Here is a 16,747-nt window from a genome sequence, read left to right as displayed (position 1 = left end):
AATGAAGAAACTGGTTCTCATACTGTCACTGATGTTCATAGTGGCACTTTCATCCCCGTCTTATGCGAAATGGACGAAGGTGATAAAGGATACGAATGGAAACACCTACTATATCGACCTTGAGAGAATACGGAAAGTTGATGGGTATGTTTATTGGTGGGATTTGAAGGATTTATTGAAACCAAACAAATATGGGTTGTTGTCTGGCAAAGCATATAACCAAGGTGACTGTAAATTATTTCGGATTAAGATTTTGAATTACGTTCATCACACAACCTATGGGTAGGGATGTTGGTGAAGCAAGCAATCCTAAAAACCCAGAATGGCAATATCCTCCTCCTAACTCTGTGAATGAAACCATCCTCAAAGCAGTCTGCGCACAATAACCCCTTTTACTTACAACATTAGGGTTGGTATGATTTTTTGATAAACAGATAAAAGCTTATTCTCTATTCTACGCGTTCCAGAACCAAAATAAGCCGAGTAAGGGCAGCAACCCATTATAATCAATCGTCCGAACTATTCGGTCACCGTGGAGAAGATCAGAGCAGTCGATTCTCTCAAAATCGAGCTTCCTTAAACTACCTTTAGCTTGTTGTTTCAATTCAGTTCCATCATCCAATAGAAAGCGGAATTTATTTGTAAAGGTTTAATCCCTCAACAATCCAAGCAATAAACTTTAAAATTGCGCCTAAGATTAAAGGTGGAAGTATAATCAAAGCAACGGGAAAGAGGTAGTATAATGGACCCAGTTCATCTGCGACGAAAGTGATGTCTTCTATTCCATCATATGTAGCAGCGGCGATTCCACAGACCCATACAACGGAAAGAGTAAGCCAAATTCCAAAAAAGAAGCGTTTCAGTGTCACTAGATATAACTCCTCGGATGTGTATGTCATTCAAGGGCATTCTTCAAAAAAATCCACCGCGAACAAACAGATAAAATAAGCCCAGGATATTATCCAATTCAATAATGAATAAGAACGTAACGTTGAACGATGAGGGCAGCAAATTCAAAGGTTGAAGGATTTACATCCGGATGCGTTATTCATTCCCATACAATAAACTAAAATGGTGTAAGCTAGTGACAGTCTCCTGTTTTGCAAGTGGTATCCATTTGCAGAGAGCAGGTGCATAATCCCTAGTATTTGATACGCGTGGATTCTTTCTTTGACTCACTAATCCTTTTCGAAGGCCAAAATGAAAATACTGCTCACCATTTCCACAGTCGTATGTATGCTGATTTTATCCTCCAACAGTTTTGGGGAAGTCTTGAAAATCAAGTTCACGGAAGATGATTCGTATAGTATTGAGATTGCTCGAATTAATGTTGGAGATACCATCGAATGGTTGCCAGAGAATGAGGGGCATAATGTAGAGTTTTTTGCGGGCCCAAAAATGCACCCGCTTCCAAAAACATCAGAAATAGATGCAGTTCACACCATAACTTTTGGAACGCCTGGAGTTTATTTGTACGGTTGCACGCCCCATGCAAATATGGGAATGCTGGGGTTAATCGTGGTTGGAAATAATTTTGATAATATTGAGAAAATAAAAGAAACTCAATTGTCTCGTGTTGCGTCTTCGGTTCTGAAACGATTGGTTAGAATGGCGCAGCCTGGTTCTAACTAATCTCATTTTTAATAAATCGATATCTCCTTACCTATATTTTAATATTATTAGACCCGTTAGGTTTTAGTTTATTGGACCACAGCCTCATATCCTATTATCAGTATTTTCTTGGGCCTTCAATTCAGTCCTCATCTGTTCCTCCAAAGGCAAACGAATCCTTCATTCCTGTCATGCTAACACTCCATTGACGGACAAAGCTGTTTCTTTTGAAGAGTTGTTTTCAAGCTGAAGAGAAAATGTTTAATATCAAAAAAATTTTACCTGAAAAATAACTTGAGATGGAACGCACCCAATCATTTGTTTCGAGAGAGGGATTTGTATGAAATCCAATTTTAAAGAAGGGAATACCACCACCCGGCGTATCATTGTGAACAAAGAACGTACCATAACAGTCGCTGGAGGGGAATTTGACGTCTACGCCACGCCGGAAATGATTCGAGACATCGAGCAAACTTGTAAATTGTATATACTTGAGTTTGCCGAGGAAGGTGAGGACTCAGTCGGAACACAGGTTAATATTTCTCACATAGGAGCTACTTTAAAAGACATGTCAGTAGACGTGACTGCTACCGTTAAATCAATCCACCGTCGTCGTATCACTTTTGATATTTTTGTAAGAGACGAATTTGATGAAGTTGGTATTGGAACCCATGAGCGCTTCATTACAGATGCATCCAAATCAGCAGAACGCCTTCGGGCCAAGGCACAAAAGGCCGGCATATAGAAATACTCGGTTGTGGACGGGATAAGACTAAGTTGGCTCGGAGTGCGCATTTAGGAAATTTTGTGTTAAATTAATAGGTAAGAGAAAAAGAGTGAGCAAGTAATAAAATAATAAAAAGTCAAAACGTCAATGACGGGCGTCAGAATAAAATCTGTTCCTGTCGAGAAAACCCGTGGGGCTAGAGCTTTACGGCTTTTTGAACAATCATTTCCATTCGTTCTAGAAATTTAGACCGATCCGCCTTGCTAAAAGGGCGGGGGCCACCAGTCATTTCGCCAGTTTCGCGTATTCCTTCCTTAATTGCCCGCGTAGCAAGTGCCGTACCGATATTATCATCCGTGAAAACATTACCGTTAGGTCTTATTGCGAAGGCACCGTGTTTGAGGCATCGCGCGGCGAGGGGAATATCATTGGTCACGCATATGTCTCGTTCACCGATGTGGTTAGCAATCCAATCATCGGCGGCGTCTGCACCCTGTGTAACAACAACAAGCTGAACAAGAGGATTCAGAGATGGGCGTATTCCGCCATCGCACACCAGACAAGTTTCAAGTTGGTGCCGTGTTGTTACACGTTCTACCTCTTCTTTCACAGGACAGGCATCAGCATCAACATACACTTTAACCATTACAAAAATAAAATTTCCACGAATTCAACCTACACTTATATATTTCATTGGAGTTTGATGGGGTTTTGGTTCTCTATAAGTCCGTTGAGACCTTTCATATTGGCAGTTCAATAGGGCAGAGATTTCCCTTAGTTAGGTTACTCCCGGGCTGTATATAATAATTATTCGATTGCGATCTAGGTCAAATTAAATGTGCTACCCGCCGTAACTCACCGACTAGGACAATTCCCTCGAAGCCAGTTTATTGAAATCTATAACCGTTAAAGACTAACCGCGCATTAGATGCGGGAGGATTTACATAACTACTGGGCGCTCTAAGTCTAAGGAATGATGAGGGTGTCTGAATATTAACGCCATCCCTGCCAGTCCAACCCCGGCGTATCGTTGCAATACCCCCATTTCCCAAAAAATGTCCTCGATCCTTCAACTTGGAACCAAACTTTCCCATGATAAAAACTTCCATTTACGCTATTCTGGCAACGCTGACTGCTCTTGTCTTGGACCCATTGTCCCGCAAACCGCGTTCCATTATTTTCGTAGGCTCCTATGAAACGGCCATTACTCCAATCATAGCTACCAACCCGGCCATCGGTTCCTGGGATGTTGTGTAATACAATATTTGTCGTACTCTTACTTCCATTAGGGTTTGTCCATTCAGATTGCCATGTTTTTGATATGTAACGAGCAGTATCATTGGACGTTGTTTTGAGGGGCTTAGGCTTTTGCGGTATAAATTCGCCAGAAAATTTCAAAGGCGCGGGATTGGAAGGCGGATTCGAAACCGTTTTTCGGCTCAATATGCGAGTACCTTTGATGCTACATTTAGCAAATAATTTTCCATCCTTCTGCAATTGGTACATCATTTCGTAAAATTCAAATCGATTTAACCGATTCATATCGTTGTATCGTTCGTATTTTAGATACTTCAACGTTCCATTTTTGAAAAATGTAACCCTCGAATTCCCTCGAACTTCTATATAACGCCCGTCTGGGCGTCCGTCGCTGAAATTGAAATTCCGCATCCCTAAGACTATCTTGCGCGATTTATCGATTTTATACTCAGCATTCCAAGTAAGTCGATAGGTCCCCACACGGGTGCTAGCCTGCTGGCACGAAAGTGTTGTTGAAATTATGTCAGCATTAGCTGGGCCAACAGTGAATACACCTACTAGGGCAACGCAAACTAGCTTAAAATTTACTTTCATCGTACGATCCAAAAAGTGCAAAAACAATCACGGGTTAAATAATGAGAATGTTTAATTTATACAAATGTTTTGGCGCACGCATCATAGATTTATCCTTTTTCAATAGGAGACTTTTAAAACATAGTGCGATAGATGTCGGTATTCGTAAAACATTGTCACTGGGGTGCTTTGGTTTTTTTCAGGTTTGTGTCTAGAATGTAGTCCATGCAAAATATCATACTCACACTCATCCTTACCTTCACCTTTTCAATAACAGGTATATGTGCATCTGCTTCATCTGCAAAATGGACGAGGACTTTTGAAAACTCTAAGGGGACGGCATATGTGGATTTTGAAAGAATTAGGGAAAAGGATGGATACGTTTATTTCTGGTCTTTGGTCGATTATCTAAGGCCAACGGGACAAGGGATTTTGTCCTCTAAAGCATATATCAAGGGTGATTGTAACTTATTTCGAGTGCAGAATTTAAGGTATGTACACTACATAAAGCCAATGGGCCGTGATACCGGGCGAAGTACCAAGCCTGCAAACCCGAAGTGGAGGTATCCACCCCCCGTATCCTTAATGGAGATAGTTTTAAAATCGATTTGTAAACACGTTTCCTCGTCTTAGCAGTACAAATCGAAGAAGAATAAGAACAGTCGGAACCAAAACTTAGAATGCCAAGCTTTGATTTTAAAAGATGACACCTTGACCTGATATCTGATCCTTCTCGCTGCAAGAAACGGGGAGGCATGAACGGAGGTATTTAATTGGGTATAAAGATACAAAAATTATCTGAATACATTGGCGCTGAAGTAAGTGGTATAGATTTTTCAAAGCCGGTGGATAGAGAGGTGAAAAATACCCTCAATAACGCCTTAGCCGAAAATGTGGCTTTAGTTATAAAAAATCAAAATTTTGACGCAGATATGTTTGTGAATGCGGCTTGTGTCTTTGGAAAACCTACTCGACAAAACTTTACTAAGTTTGCCTGTAAAGAACAGCCATTGGTTTCTTACGTCTCAAATACGTTTAAAAGTGCTGAGGGGAAAAGAGTGTATCACTCTACCTATTGGCATAGCGATCATGTTAACCGCCAAGAACCACCGAAGTATACTGCGCTTTATGCACTTGAAATGCCGGTAAGCGGAGGTGGCGACACGGGTGTCTTCAATACTGCTGCAGCCTTTGAATCATTATCAGCTGAGTGGCAAAAAAAATTAAAGTCACTGAGAGGCATCCACGGTTTTAAAGGTTCATCAACAACAGCCGTATCTCACAAGTTGGGGGTATCTCAAAAACTAATAGAAGACTTACCTGTAACCCACGACCTGGTCAGGCGGCATCCCGATACAGGAAAACTGGCAATATATTTACACCAAGGTAAGCTAAAAAACTTTTTGGGAATGCAAGGAAAAGAGAGCCAAGAATTAATATCAAAAGTTTTTGAGCTAACGCTAAAGCCGGAGTTTATTTATCGCCATCAATGGCAGTTGGGTGACATGTTAATTTGGGATAATAGGCAGAGCATGCACCAATCCTATCGAGACTACAAATTGAGTGAGACGCGAACTTTATTCCGCATTATCGGTGGTTCGGAGAAGCCCCTATCGCGACTAGAAGAAGCAAAAAATGCGATGAGTGCCTGAGTAAGGAACAGTTCTAACCATACCTAACCAACCTTTTTAACGTGAGTATAAATCAAAACGGTTCACGGAAAAAATCTCTACTTGAAATTTTCACAGACTTTAATCAACAAGTTATTGAATTGATGTGTATAAAGAAACCATCCATAATATTTTTTCTTTCCGCATGTTTCCTGTTTGCCTGTAATAATATTGGATATGCGGATACACTTTGGAGCAAACTAAAGTCTGGCGATCACTTCGTTCTAATTCGGCACGCTCTTGCACCGGGTTTTAGTGATCCTAGTGACTTTGACGTGGAAGATTGTAAAACGCAGCGTAACCTAAGTGACGAGGGTCGCCAGCAGGCGGAGAATATCGGACGCCTTTTTCGTGCAAATGAAATAGATACGGCGATACTACATTCTAGCCAGTGGTGTAGATGCTTAGAAACTTCAAGATTGTTTAATCTTGGAAAGGTAGCGGAATTACCTGCTCTCAACTCATTTTTTGAAAACCCGGATAGGGAGCGAACCCAGACCGAAGCGTTACTAAAATGGTTGAGAAGTGCGCCGCTCAAGAAACCGACAGTCCTTGTAAGCCATCAGGTAAACATAGCGGCTTTGACGGACGTTTCTCCTGAATCAGGAGAAATTATTTTCGTGAACAGATTAGTTGACGGATCACTTTCTGTAATTGGCAGTATTCAAACACTAGAATAGCCTCAAGTATGAAAAATCTTGTTACTATTGGGGCTATTTTTCTATTTACGAATATCTCGCATGGGTATCGGTACGTTCACGCTTGCGGCAATATTGTTTTGGCACTGGTAGGTTGTGCAAACCGTCCGAGCGTAAAATGTTGAATAAATAGACCAATGTAGCAATACAACTAAAATTACCGGCTGGCTAAACTTATAAATGGTCTCAACACTTGCCGTGTAGCCATAATGGAAAAGAGTGTGGGGCGAGACAAAGCGGCTGCCTCTCGAAGGAACAATATATGATAGCCGCCTTACAAGTTTTTTAGCTGCTTAATCTGATATCGATTGTTTATAGGGGAAGGGGTCGAATTGCCTAACACATACCATGGGGCATTTTCTTCGTATAAGCTGGCTAAAAAATGTTGCAGTTTTTAAACGACCAAGGATCTGTGCAGACTTCGTTTTGCCTGCACAGAATACCTAATGAACAACCGTTATTAATTTTCTAATTTGGCTATCAGCTTTTTAGCTAATTTTTTCGATTTGCCTACAAATTTAACCTTTTTAATTTTCGCAAGGTTGGATTTGTCCTTACCAACCACAACAAACCCTATCATGCCCATAGCTTTGTGGGGTGTACACCAATAAGCATAAATGCCGGGAACTTTGAATGTGTACTTGGCATCTTTCGACAGCCTTGATTTGAATTTTTTAACGCCGTCAGGAACACCGTTTTTCAATATAAATTCGACGTTATGACCCTTACTTTTTGACTTCCAAATAACGGTATCGCCAATGGACACATACGCAATTTGGTTTGAATAAACATTTCGGTCGCGACCTTGTTTATTTAACATATCAATACTTATTTCAGCAGCATTAGCAGAGAAGCTAAGACAGACGGTAAACAGTAGACCTATCAGACGTGACATAACTATACCTCAAGCGATTGGTGATTATTTGAGATATCGGGATTGCATGTCTAGTTTGAAAGTCTGTGCGACAAAATGCCCGCACGCGTTCCCATATTTAATTGAAGTGCAAAGAATCAACTTAACGTCTCAAATAGAAAACATCGGTAGCATCTAGGTCTACAGAAAAGACGATAAACCGATTTAATATAGTGTTACAGATCTAAGGTGGTCTTATGCGGTGTTGAAATGAGATCTCATTTACGGCTAGGTTTATGATTTTGTTTCAAAATGCTGCGTGTGCCTTGTTGATAGATGGCTCCATCCTTTACAATGTTTCAGACAATTAAAAGCGATCATTCGGATTATTAATTTGTGTAAGGTGAACATGTATATAGCGATGAATAGGTTTAGTATCGTTCCGGGGCGGGAAGCCGAATTTGAAAAACTATGGCAAGACCGGGAGACGCACTTGGAGCAAGTGCCGGGATTTTTGGATTTCCATCTTGTGAGAGGAGAGAAACAAGATACTTCTACGCTTTACGCCTCGCATAGCACATGGTCATCAAAAGCCGATTTCTTAAACTGGACAAAGTCTGAAGCATTTAGACAAGCACATAAGAACGCGGGAAAGAATAGTGATTTGTATATCGGGCATCCAGTTTTCGAGGGTTTTGATGTGGTCATCTGACTTTTGTGTTTGCTAACTTCACCTAAAAATTTTGAGAAACAGATAATAACAGCATAACTAATTTTAAAAGCGGGGCAAAAGAATGGTTGAAAATGAGGAAACGTCATTTATAGAAACAGAACCCTACGAAGTTGGTTTTGGAAGTCACTACGATGAACACCTTAAACCACTTGTTAACGATTTTGAAAGTCGCAGGCAGGAAGCGGTAAAAAAATTTAAAAAAAGATTGGTGCTTTCCATCCTTGGAGTACCAATTTCTTTAGTCCTCTCTTTTATTTGTGTTTTTGAGGTACTTGATACCGATCCGGATTCTTTCTGGAGTGAAATTTATTTTTGGGGGGTTCTTTTTTTCATCTTTGCGGTTGTGGGTTTCGTTTATTCCTCAATTGGAACCTACAAAGGTTCTATCAAGCAGGAGATATTCCCGCGTATTATCTCTTTCCTCGGCGAATATAGTTTTGATGCGGAGCCTGGCAATCAAATGGAAAGATTTGCAAGCTCTCAGATCACTCCCAGTTATGATCGAGAAACTAGTGAGGATTTGACGACCGGCACTTACAAAGGGGTTAATATTGAATTTTTTGAGACGGAGTTGGAGGTCAGACAACGGACTAGTAAGACGCGGTCCTATAAAACAATTTTCGATGGTGTGGTCATCAGTCTGTCCGTTAAAAAATCATTCGAAGGACATACTATAGTTTTGCGAGATCGGGGCTTAGTGGGAAATTTTTTTAAATCAAAGTTTGGAACCTCGTTAGAGAAAGCAGGTCTAGAGGATCCCAAATTTGAAAAGATTTTCGAGGTTTTCACAAATGATCAAGTCGAGGCTCGATATTTGTTAACCACCTCCTTTATGGAGCGCCTCTTGGATTTAAATGACATTTTTAAGGGAAAAGGAGTTCAATGTAGTTTTTATGAGAAAACACTATTAATTACCATCCCAAGCAACAAAGATTTATTTGAGGCGGGCTCTATTTTTAAACGCGAAGATTTCATTGATGATGCAAAGGCTCTATTGAAAGAAATGAACCTGATTTTTTCGGTTGTTGATATTCTCAAGTTGGATCAGGATATAGGACTTTAATACTTGGCTGTACAACAAAGATGACATTACAAATCCAAATGCGGCTTGAACTGTTTTCTTTTCTCATTGATTCTGGACACGGCGACAATTGGCTACGGGGCGGGTTCTAATTCTAGACGTGCGGTCTAATTGGTATTAGATAATAAAGTTTAGCCTATACATGTAATTGCTATTAAATATTGAACCTGTATAAAAGCGTTTCTGTTTTACTTTTGGTGCAAAGCTTATACCTGTAAATTTGTGAACGGACTTCAATGCAACTTAGAAATTGGCAAAAAGAGATCATCGATCAGTTTCCGGTGATAATACGCCAGCATCGCCGCTTTATTCTAAAAGCGCCCACCGGTGCGGGCAAAACTGTACTCGCCAGCGAGATTGTAGAGAGGTTCTATAAAGGCAAGAACATTATTGTTTTATGCCACCGCCTAGTTTTGTTGGAGCAATTAGAAAAAGCTCTCAGCAAGAAACATCGGGTAAAGAAGCTATCGGTATCCGATGAAGGGCCGGCTTTTGATGGTTATGAAATTCTCCTCTCTACTAATATGCGAGCAAAAGACGTGCTTGAGGATGCAATACCTAAGGCGGATTTAATCATTGTTGATGAGGCCCATCGCGTTTCTCCGAACGGTAAGGGTTACAAGCGGATTATCGATGACTTCGAGAAGCGAGGAAAGAAAGAGGCTTGTTTCATGGGGCTGACGGCATCTCCGGAGCGTCGTACTGGGGATCAACGGGATCAATTACATTTGGCATTTGATACTATAATTGATTGCGCAGACATCGAAACATTGATTGAGGAAGGTATTCTGGTTCCGCCTACTTATCGTCCACACTTTATTCATGACCTTGATCTTACCGGGATCGATATCAGCTCTGGCGATTTTCCAGTTTCTAAACTTGCGCCGGCAATTGTTAAGTCTTCAATGATTGATTATGCGCTTACTATTTACCGAGAAGAGCGGGAAAACGTATCGCCAAAGCCAATCTCAGCATGGTTTTGTCCTGATGTAACGGTGGCTGAGGCTACGGTTGAGAGTATCCGGCTATTTGGTATCGAAACAGCTCTTGTGACTGCACAAACCCCTATTGGTGAACGCATGAAGCTTCTGAAGAGTCATGAAATGGGCGAGATCGAGGCAATGGTTTCGGTTGGGGTTTTGGCGGAGGGTTGGGACAATCCACAATGTAATATTATCGTTCATATGCGACCAACATTATCGAAGGTCTTGTGGGGGCAGTCAGTTGGACGGGGTTTGCGGTCGGCACCTGGTAAAGAAAAATGCGTAGTCATTGATGTTAGCTCAAATTGGAGCACGTTTGGTCCAGTTGAGAAATTGCAGTGGAGTTTGTGGAGCCACCGACGTTCATACATGCAGTACATGAACCGGTTTAATTGGATTGGTCAGCAGCAGCATGGTGAAGACAGTGACGATACCTTCATGCTCTGTGAGAACCAATTACCAAGCAAATTTCGCTGTTCCCATATTTATAAAAAGAATACTTACAGTGATGACACCTGTCCGGTTTGTGGGTCATATGCAGCTATCGATATTCATAAAGAACAAAATCTTGACAGCACACTTAATGAAATAGGTCTTCACCGGTTGTTTTTTGATCGTGTGGCTAAAGTCTATGAGGAAATGGACTTGTCGGTTTGGGCCAGTCTTGGAGGCACGGCCTGGAAAACAGCTAATGCTAAGGAGCAAATTTTTCTGTCATTCTGCAAGGCTTTTGGAGAGGTTTCTGGCGAAGCAACCAATTCGGAGTCGCACTTTTGGGACGTCGCATTGGAGGTGGAAGCTAACATTAGAGGCTACCTTGTTGAAAATAAATTGCAGCTCAAAAAGCAAGAAAACTTTGAGCTATCTCTAATTGCTGATGGTATGTTAGCCGGGAAGGAAATTAGAACCCTCCAGGCTCACTACGGTATTTCTCTTTGTGGTGAGGTGTTTGAGACACACTCGGTGGTTGAAAGTGAACGCAAATACCAGAAAGCATTGAAAGTTGCTGAACGTCTTGCAGTAATGGGATGTTCTTCAAAAGATAATCTGCCGTATTTCAACGCCGCTGACCATCTTTCCAAAAAATAAACAAAGCTTGCAATACCACGGTAGCAGGGAAATCCTTTGTTAAAGAGGTTCCCAAGTTTTATTGGCGCTCAATAATCTAAATTTTGAGAGCGTTGTCTGCTGAAAATGGTTTCTCCGAGTTTAGAATTTTGGAATAATGTCCGCCGCTATAATACCAGCCTTGTCCGCTTCACCTACGCCAAGTAAGAAGGAAATTTCCTCCATACCTGACCCTTGCAATTCGTCTATTCCTGTACAGATTTGCTCTTCATTGCCCATTAGACACAATTCACGGTGGCGTTTACTATTTTTATTGGATTGACTAATAAAATCTTTCCAGGCGGATTCTGGAGAAGAACCAAAGTGAACTACCGTATTTACGTAAGCGCGTTTTATAGTAGCAGGATCGCGTTTAATTCGCTCGCATTCAGCCATTATGTGGGACCACCCAGTAGATAATTGTTCAATAGGGGTGTGCAGCCCTGATGCTTGCCAGCCGTCTCCAAATTCTGCAACTCTAGCTGCTGGCCGACCACCGCCGCTCCAACTTGCAATCCAAATTGGCATCCTTGGCTTTTGGACCGGCTTAGGCGTAACGCTGACGTTTTCAAATGACCAGAAATCTCCCCAAAAAGATACCACGTCATTTTCCCAGAGCTGCCTTATGGCACGAATTCCCTCATCCAGCATTTTACCTCGTTGGTTGAATGGAATGCCCAGAGCTTCAAACTCCTTTTCATAAGAACCTGTAGCAAAGGCTGTGACTAAACGGCCTTCAGATAATGCATCCAGCATGGCAAATTCTTTTGCAACCACTATGGGGTGACGCAATGGAACCTGATAAGCAGAAAACCCAATTTGTAGGTGTTTCGTGGCAGCGCATAATACTGCTGCGGCGCTGACGGAATGAAAATTAGGATAATTGTGATAGAAGTGATCGGTGACATAAATACCGTGGAATCCAAGTGCTTCAGTGCTTTTTGCGAAGGCCTGTATTGCAGCGGCTGATACTGGTTCATCGGTGCCTGAAGTCAAACTGATGCTGAATTTCATTATATTTTTCCAAAACGATTTATGTGGAATGGCTTTTCCGGGTTATACCTTGGCAGATCAATCGTCCACATTGAAAAGAGATTATCAAGTTCTAACCTTTGATCCTTCTAAAATTTTGATACGCTACAGTCATATTTTCGTTCCTTACACGCCGGCAAGAAAAATATCGCTCACAAAACGATTTACCCTCCTGTAAGGTTTACGAAAAATAGGATATCAGAACGGTTCAAATAAAATTTATAACGATAAAGAATTACCCGTTGTGAACCGATAATAACGCATTTGTAGCCAGTGGCATTGCCATACGTTTAAGTTGTTTACACGCTAATAAAAGATAATTTTTATCTCTTCCGAGGCTCGTACTTGACTCTTATACTGCAGCAACCTGATCAAGATTAATATGGGTAGGAGAGTATGGTATGCAGCTGAAGGACAAGGGGCTTTTTCGTGAGCAATGCTATATTAATGGCGAGTGGGTGGATGCTGATAGTGGGGTAACATTTGATGTAAATAATCCTGCCACCAATCAAAGGTTGGGGTCCGTGCCTAAAATGGGTGCAGATGAGACACGGCGCGCAGTGCAATTTGCAAGCGATGCCTATCCTGCCTGGCGTGCTCTTACAGCGAAAGAGCGGGGTGCGATATTACGCAGATGGTACGAACTGATGCTTCAACATCAAGAAGATCTGGCCCTGCTGATGACCTCCGAACAAGGAAAACCTCTTCCGGAAGCCAGAGGCGAAGTTTTGTATGGGGCCGCTTTTATTGACTGGTTTGCGGAGGAGGGTAAGCGAACGTACGGTGACACAATACCACAACCCAACAATGATTGGCGGATTGTGGTGTCAAAAGAACCCATCGGTGTTTGTGCGGCTATAACGCCCTGGAATTTTCCTAATGCTATGATTGCCCGGAAAGTTGGGCCAGCTCTCGCTGCCGGTTGTACTATGGTTGCTCGTCCAGCATCTCAAACCCCATTCTCTGCCCTGGCCATGGCTGAATTAGGGGCGCGTGCAGGCATTCCGAAGGGCGTGTTTAGCGTTATAACCGGTTCATCTACTGAGATGGGGAAAGAACTGACCCATAGCAAGATAGTCCGTAAGTTGACTTTCACGGGTTCCACAGAAATTGGCAAACTGCTTATGGAACAGTCAGCCAGTACAGTTAAAAAGATTAGTTTGGAACTAGGTGGTAACGCCCCATTCATTGTATTTGATGACGCAGACTTAGACGCGGCTGTTGACGGCGCGATGGCATCGAAGTTCCGGAATACCGGACAAACCTGTGTTTGTGCCAATAGGATTTTGGTCCAAGACGAGGTTTACGATGAGTTTGCTGCAAAATTGACGCAAGCCGTTAGTGGAATGAAAGTTGGAAATGGTGCAGAAGACGGTGTCAGTCAGGGACCAATGATTGATATGGCGGCTGTGGAAAAGGTTGAAGAACATGTTCAAGATGCCGTGACTAGGGGTGCTCGAGTAATAACGGGAGGTAAGCGTCATGCGCTTGGCGGCACATTTTACGAGCCAACAGTATTAGCAGATGTTACACCTGAAATGCGTATTGCTCATGAGGAAACTTTCGGGCCAGTAGCGCCATTATTCCGTTTTAAAAATGAGCCTCAAGCGATTGAAATGGCCAACGACACTGAATTTGGTTTAGCCGGCTATTTTTATAGCCGGGACGTTGGGCGCATTTGGCGCGTCTCAGAGGGTTTAGAATTCGGCCTAGTGGGGGTGAATGCTGGTGTCATATCAACTGAGGTGGCACCTTTTGGGGGAATGAAAGAATCCGGTATTGGCCGTGAAGGATCTTACCAAGGAATAGAAGAGTATCTTGAGGTAAAATATATTTGTATGGGTGGCATAGAAACATAATGAATGCAGCCATGACTAAATGTTGTAGAATCTAAAGCAGGGGTTATGGCAGCCATTCGGCTTTCCATGAAACACCGTCATAAAAATAGATCTTTGATACAAAAACTCAGGATGGATTTTAGTGGAAAGTGTCTCACATGATGAAAGAAATAGCATGCTCCGAATTTGACTATGATTTATTTGTGATAGGCGGTGGCTCTGGCGGTGTGCGCTGTGCCAGATTTTCCGCACAAAAAGGAGCTCGTGTCGGCATTGCCGAAGAGAATTATTGGGGGGGTACTTGTGTAAATGTTGGGTGTGTGCCGAAGAAGTTATTTACCTATGCCTCTCATTTTTCTGAAGATGTAAAAGCTGCGAAAGGTTTTGGCTGGTACGTGGATAAGCCCGGTTTTGATTGGCCGACGCTGCGGGAAAATAAAGATAGTGAGATAACACGGCTTAATGGTATTTACGGAAAACTTCTGCAAAATGCTGGCTGTGACACATTTTTTGACAGGGCTATTGTTGTTGATCCGCACCGGGTACGTGTTGGAAGTCAGGAGTTCAGTTCTAAGTTCATCGTAATAGCCACTGGTGGGTGGCCTTCCGTACCAAGCTTCCCTGGTAATGAGCATGTCATCACATCAAATGAAATGTTTCACAACGAATCATTTCCAAAGAATATTGTTATCGTAGGAGGTGGATATATTGCTGTTGAGTTCGCGGGTATTATGCATGGTCTCGGTGCCGATGTTATCCAACTTTATCGCGGGCCTATGTTTTTACGCGGTTTCGACGAAGAGGTGCGGCAGCATCTGGCATTAGAGATGGTGAAAAAAGGCATTGATCTCCGCTTTAACGAAGATATTCTTTCGATAGAAAGGCACGGTTCTGGCCTGCACGCCCAGGTAAAATCTGGAGAGAAAATTAAAACACAAATGGTTATGTACTGTACCGGTCGCAAGCCGCTTAGTCGTGGGATGGGGCTTGAAGAGGTTGGTGTTGAGCTCTCACAAAGCGGGGCAATAGTGGTTGACGATGACTTTAAGACTTCTATTGATTCAATTTACGCGTTAGGAGATGTAATAGACAGAGTAGCCTTGACACCTGTAGCATTGGCTGAGGGCACGGCCCTATCAAAATTACTCTTCGATAAAGAACCCGTTTCCATGGACTACGACTATATCCCCACAGCGGTCTTCAGTAACCCGAATATTGGCACAGTTGGTTTTACCGAGGATGAGGCAACAAATAAATTCCAAAAGATTCGCGTCTATACCTCTCGTTTTACTCCAATGAAGCATACGTTGTCCGGGATGGATGAGAAATCATTTATGAAGATCATCGTTGATGATGGCTCAGATAGAGTAGTTGGAGTTCATATGGTTGGCCCGGAAGCTGGTGAAATAATGCAAGGAGTGGGTGTTGCCATCAAAGCTGGCGCCACTAAGGCCCAATTTGATGCCACGATCGGGATCCACCCCACTAGCGCAGAAGAGCTGGTAACGATGCGGGAAGAGAGAGAATAGAGTTTCAGGCACAGACTACTCCCCTAAAATAAAGAGATGTTAGATGGATCCGCTTACACAAGGGCTCATAGGCGCAAGTGCACCGCAATTATTGACATCTAAATGTCGATCAATTACTTGGGCCGGGTGTTTTGGCCTTATCGCCGGAATGGCGCCTGATTTGGATGTGTTGATACGCAGTTCTTCGGATCCCCTTCTGTTTCTGGAATATCACCGCCAATTTACACACTCAATTATTTTTATTCCGATTGGCGGACTTCTAATTGCTGTCATTCTCCATTTTCTATTTCGAAAGAAAACTCAATTCTCCTTCGGAGCATCGTGGATTTTTTGTACCCTTGGCTTTGGAACTCATGGGTGCTTGGACTCATTTACCTCGTACGGAACAATGTTGTGGTGGCCATTCAATGACGAGCGCGTTGCGCTGAACATAGTGTCAATAGTTGATCCATTATTTACAATCCCCGTTTGCTTACTTCTTTGCTTGGGGGTGTTCCGTAGCCAAAAAAGATATAGTGCGGCAGCTTTAGTGTGGGCGACAGTATATTTGAGTGTTGGTTTAATGCAGCGCGAACGTGTGACCAATATCGGGTATCAAATTGCTGAAGGTCGAGGTCACTCACCGAGTAGACTTCTCGTTAAACCAAGTTTTGGGAACATATTAGTCTGGAAAGTTATTTATGAGGCGAATGGTCACTTTTTTGTGGACGCTGTTCGTGCCGGTACAGAAGGCTTTGTTATAAATGGAGAGTCAGTTCGTATGCTCAACTTGGCTCGAGACTTCCCTCGGTTAAATAGGAATTCTCGGCAGGCAAAAGATGTTAGACGATTTGAACGTCTTACAAATGGTTATTTGGCAGTTGATCCGGCAATGCCCGCGCGCATTATTGATATTCGATACTCTATGATTCCCAATAAAATTGATCCACTCTGGTCAATAGAAATTCAGGAACAGTATGACGTGTCTATAAAACTCCAATCACATAGGCGAGATTCAACTGAAAAACTTTTATATTTATGGGGTTTGATTATCGCCTCAAATTGAGATCTATTCT

The 16,747-nt window shown here is 42.4% G+C and carries 16 protein-coding genes; 11 read left to right on the top strand and 5 right to left on the bottom strand.

The window, feature by feature from the left end:
• Position 1 precedes the first annotated feature (1 nt).
• Positions 2 to 286: a surface-adhesin E family protein gene (locus tag VX941_00430; protein MEE2931874.1), complete on the top strand. Its 285-nt coding sequence runs from the start codon at positions 2 to 4 to the stop codon at positions 284 to 286.
• Positions 287 to 635: 349 nt separating this feature from the next.
• Here VX941_00430 and VX941_00425 read toward each other — a convergent pair whose 3' ends face one another.
• Entirely contained in the window at positions 636 to 899 is a 264-nt protein-coding gene (locus VX941_00425; protein MEE2931873.1) for a hypothetical protein, read from the bottom strand.
• Positions 900 to 1,200: 301 nt separating this feature from the next.
• On the opposite strand from VX941_00425, the gene VX941_00420 reads away from it, so the two are divergent.
• Both VX941_00420 and VX941_00415 read left to right on the top strand, forming a co-directional pair.
• A complete protein-coding gene (locus VX941_00420) occupies positions 1,201 to 1,632 on the top strand; it encodes a plastocyanin/azurin family copper-binding protein (GenBank protein MEE2931872.1) in 432 nt (143 codons plus the stop codon).
• 319 nt (positions 1,633 to 1,951) lie between these two features.
• Positions 1,952 to 2,356 (top strand): LysR family transcriptional regulator, encoded by a 405-nt coding sequence (locus VX941_00415; GenBank protein ID MEE2931871.1) that lies wholly within the window; start codon positions 1,952 to 1,954, stop codon positions 2,354 to 2,356.
• A gap of 178 nt (positions 2,357 to 2,534) precedes the next feature.
• On the opposite strand, the gene VX941_00410 is transcribed toward VX941_00415, so the two are convergent.
• Together VX941_00410 and VX941_00405 are read right to left on the bottom strand one after the other, a co-directional pair.
• The gene (locus VX941_00410; protein ID MEE2931870.1) at positions 2,535 to 2,984 is read right to left on the bottom strand and encodes a YaiI/YqxD family protein; all 450 of its coding nucleotides are present in this window, start codon (positions 2,982 to 2,984) and stop codon (positions 2,535 to 2,537) included.
• A gap of 347 nt (positions 2,985 to 3,331) precedes the next feature.
• The gene (locus VX941_00405; GenBank protein ID MEE2931869.1) at positions 3,332 to 4,189 is read right to left on the bottom strand and encodes a hypothetical protein; all 858 of its coding nucleotides are present in this window, start codon (positions 4,187 to 4,189) and stop codon (positions 3,332 to 3,334) included.
• 752 nt (positions 4,190 to 4,941) lie between these two features.
• Here VX941_00405 and VX941_00400 point away from each other — a divergent pair.
• Together VX941_00400 and VX941_00395 are read left to right on the top strand one after the other, a co-directional pair.
• On the top strand, positions 4,942 to 5,820 hold the full coding sequence (locus VX941_00400; GenBank protein ID MEE2931868.1) for a TauD/TfdA family dioxygenase: 879 nt from the start codon (positions 4,942 to 4,944) through the stop codon (positions 5,818 to 5,820).
• A 122-nt stretch (positions 5,821 to 5,942) separates the two neighbouring features.
• Positions 5,943 to 6,518 (top strand): histidine phosphatase family protein, encoded by a 576-nt coding sequence (locus VX941_00395; protein MEE2931867.1) that lies wholly within the window; start codon positions 5,943 to 5,945, stop codon positions 6,516 to 6,518.
• Between the two features lie 478 nt (positions 6,519 to 6,996).
• Here VX941_00395 and VX941_00390 read toward each other — a convergent pair whose 3' ends face one another.
• The gene (locus tag VX941_00390; GenBank protein ID MEE2931866.1) at positions 6,997 to 7,431 is read right to left on the bottom strand and encodes a plastocyanin/azurin family copper-binding protein; all 435 of its coding nucleotides are present in this window, start codon (positions 7,429 to 7,431) and stop codon (positions 6,997 to 6,999) included.
• 367 nt (positions 7,432 to 7,798) lie between these two features.
• On the opposite strand from VX941_00390, the gene VX941_00385 reads away from it, so the two are divergent.
• The 3 genes from VX941_00385 (at position 7,799) to VX941_00375 (ending at position 11,275) form a co-directional block, all read left to right on the top strand.
• The gene (locus VX941_00385; protein MEE2931865.1) at positions 7,799 to 8,101 is read left to right on the top strand and encodes an antibiotic biosynthesis monooxygenase; all 303 of its coding nucleotides are present in this window, start codon (positions 7,799 to 7,801) and stop codon (positions 8,099 to 8,101) included.
• Between the two features lie 82 nt (positions 8,102 to 8,183).
• A complete protein-coding gene (locus VX941_00380; protein MEE2931864.1) occupies positions 8,184 to 9,185 on the top strand; it encodes a DUF3137 domain-containing protein in 1,002 nt (333 codons plus the stop codon).
• Between the two features lie 254 nt (positions 9,186 to 9,439).
• Entirely contained in the window at positions 9,440 to 11,275 is a 1,836-nt protein-coding gene (locus VX941_00375) for a DEAD/DEAH box helicase (protein MEE2931863.1), read from the top strand.
• A gap of 120 nt (positions 11,276 to 11,395) precedes the next feature.
• Here the strand turns inward: VX941_00375 and VX941_00370 are convergent, their stop codons facing one another.
• Entirely contained in the window at positions 11,396 to 12,307 is a 912-nt protein-coding gene (locus VX941_00370) for an LLM class flavin-dependent oxidoreductase (GenBank protein MEE2931862.1), read from the bottom strand.
• Between the two features lie 419 nt (positions 12,308 to 12,726).
• On the opposite strand from VX941_00370, the gene VX941_00365 reads away from it, so the two are divergent.
• The 3 genes from VX941_00365 to VX941_00355 all read left to right on the top strand — a co-directional run bounded on the left by VX941_00365 (position 12,727) and on the right by VX941_00355 (position 16,737).
• Positions 12,727 to 14,184, top strand: coding sequence for an NAD-dependent succinate-semialdehyde dehydrogenase (locus VX941_00365; protein ID MEE2931861.1), 1,458 nt, complete (start codon positions 12,727 to 12,729; stop codon positions 14,182 to 14,184).
• Positions 14,185 to 14,321: 137 nt separating this feature from the next.
• On the top strand, positions 14,322 to 15,692 hold the full coding sequence (gene gorA / locus VX941_00360) for a glutathione-disulfide reductase (protein ID MEE2931860.1): 1,371 nt from the start codon (positions 14,322 to 14,324) through the stop codon (positions 15,690 to 15,692).
• Positions 15,693 to 15,735: 43 nt separating this feature from the next.
• Positions 15,736 to 16,737 carry a metal-dependent hydrolase gene (locus VX941_00355; protein ID MEE2931859.1) on the top strand — a complete coding sequence of 334 codons (1,002 nt, stop codon included), beginning with the start codon at positions 15,736 to 15,738 and terminating at the stop codon, positions 16,735 to 16,737.
• The last annotated feature ends 10 nt before the right edge of the window (positions 16,738 to 16,747 follow it).

The sequence above is a fragment of the Pseudomonadota bacterium genome (assembly GCA_036339585.1).
Classification (GTDB): domain Bacteria; phylum Pseudomonadota; class Alphaproteobacteria; order UBA8366; family UBA8366; genus UBA8366.
Note: the sequence above shows the minus strand (reverse complement) of the source record. Positions and strands in the feature narration are given on the sequence as shown.

Coding starts and splice junctions, on each gene's coding strand:
- VX941_00370 (MEE2931862.1), bottom strand. CDS start 12,307: ATGAAATTCAGCATCAGTTTGACTTCAGGCACCGATGAACCAGTATCA.
- VX941_00375 (MEE2931863.1), top strand. CDS start 9,440: ATGCAACTTAGAAATTGGCAAAAAGAGATCATCGATCAGTTTCCGGTG.
- VX941_00395 (MEE2931867.1), top strand. CDS start 5,943: ATGTGTATAAAGAAACCATCCATAATATTTTTTCTTTCCGCATGTTTC.
- VX941_00355 (MEE2931859.1), top strand. CDS start 15,736: ATGGATCCGCTTACACAAGGGCTCATAGGCGCAAGTGCACCGCAATTA.
- VX941_00405 (MEE2931869.1), bottom strand. CDS start 4,189: ATGAAAGTAAATTTTAAGCTAGTTTGCGTTGCCCTAGTAGGTGTATTC.
- VX941_00385 (MEE2931865.1), top strand. CDS start 7,799: ATGTATATAGCGATGAATAGGTTTAGTATCGTTCCGGGGCGGGAAGCC.
- VX941_00410 (MEE2931870.1), bottom strand. CDS start 2,984: ATGGTTAAAGTGTATGTTGATGCTGATGCCTGTCCTGTGAAAGAAGAG.
- VX941_00420 (MEE2931872.1), top strand. CDS start 1,201: ATGAAAATACTGCTCACCATTTCCACAGTCGTATGTATGCTGATTTTA.
- VX941_00430 (MEE2931874.1), top strand. CDS start 2: ATGAAGAAACTGGTTCTCATACTGTCACTGATGTTCATAGTGGCACTT.
- VX941_00380 (MEE2931864.1), top strand. CDS start 8,184: ATGGTTGAAAATGAGGAAACGTCATTTATAGAAACAGAACCCTACGAA.
- VX941_00415 (MEE2931871.1), top strand. CDS start 1,952: ATGAAATCCAATTTTAAAGAAGGGAATACCACCACCCGGCGTATCATT.
- gorA (MEE2931860.1), top strand. CDS start 14,322: ATGATGAAAGAAATAGCATGCTCCGAATTTGACTATGATTTATTTGTG.
- VX941_00390 (MEE2931866.1), bottom strand. CDS start 7,431: ATGTCACGTCTGATAGGTCTACTGTTTACCGTCTGTCTTAGCTTCTCT.
- VX941_00365 (MEE2931861.1), top strand. CDS start 12,727: ATGCAGCTGAAGGACAAGGGGCTTTTTCGTGAGCAATGCTATATTAAT.
- VX941_00425 (MEE2931873.1), bottom strand. CDS start 899: ATGACATACACATCCGAGGAGTTATATCTAGTGACACTGAAACGCTTC.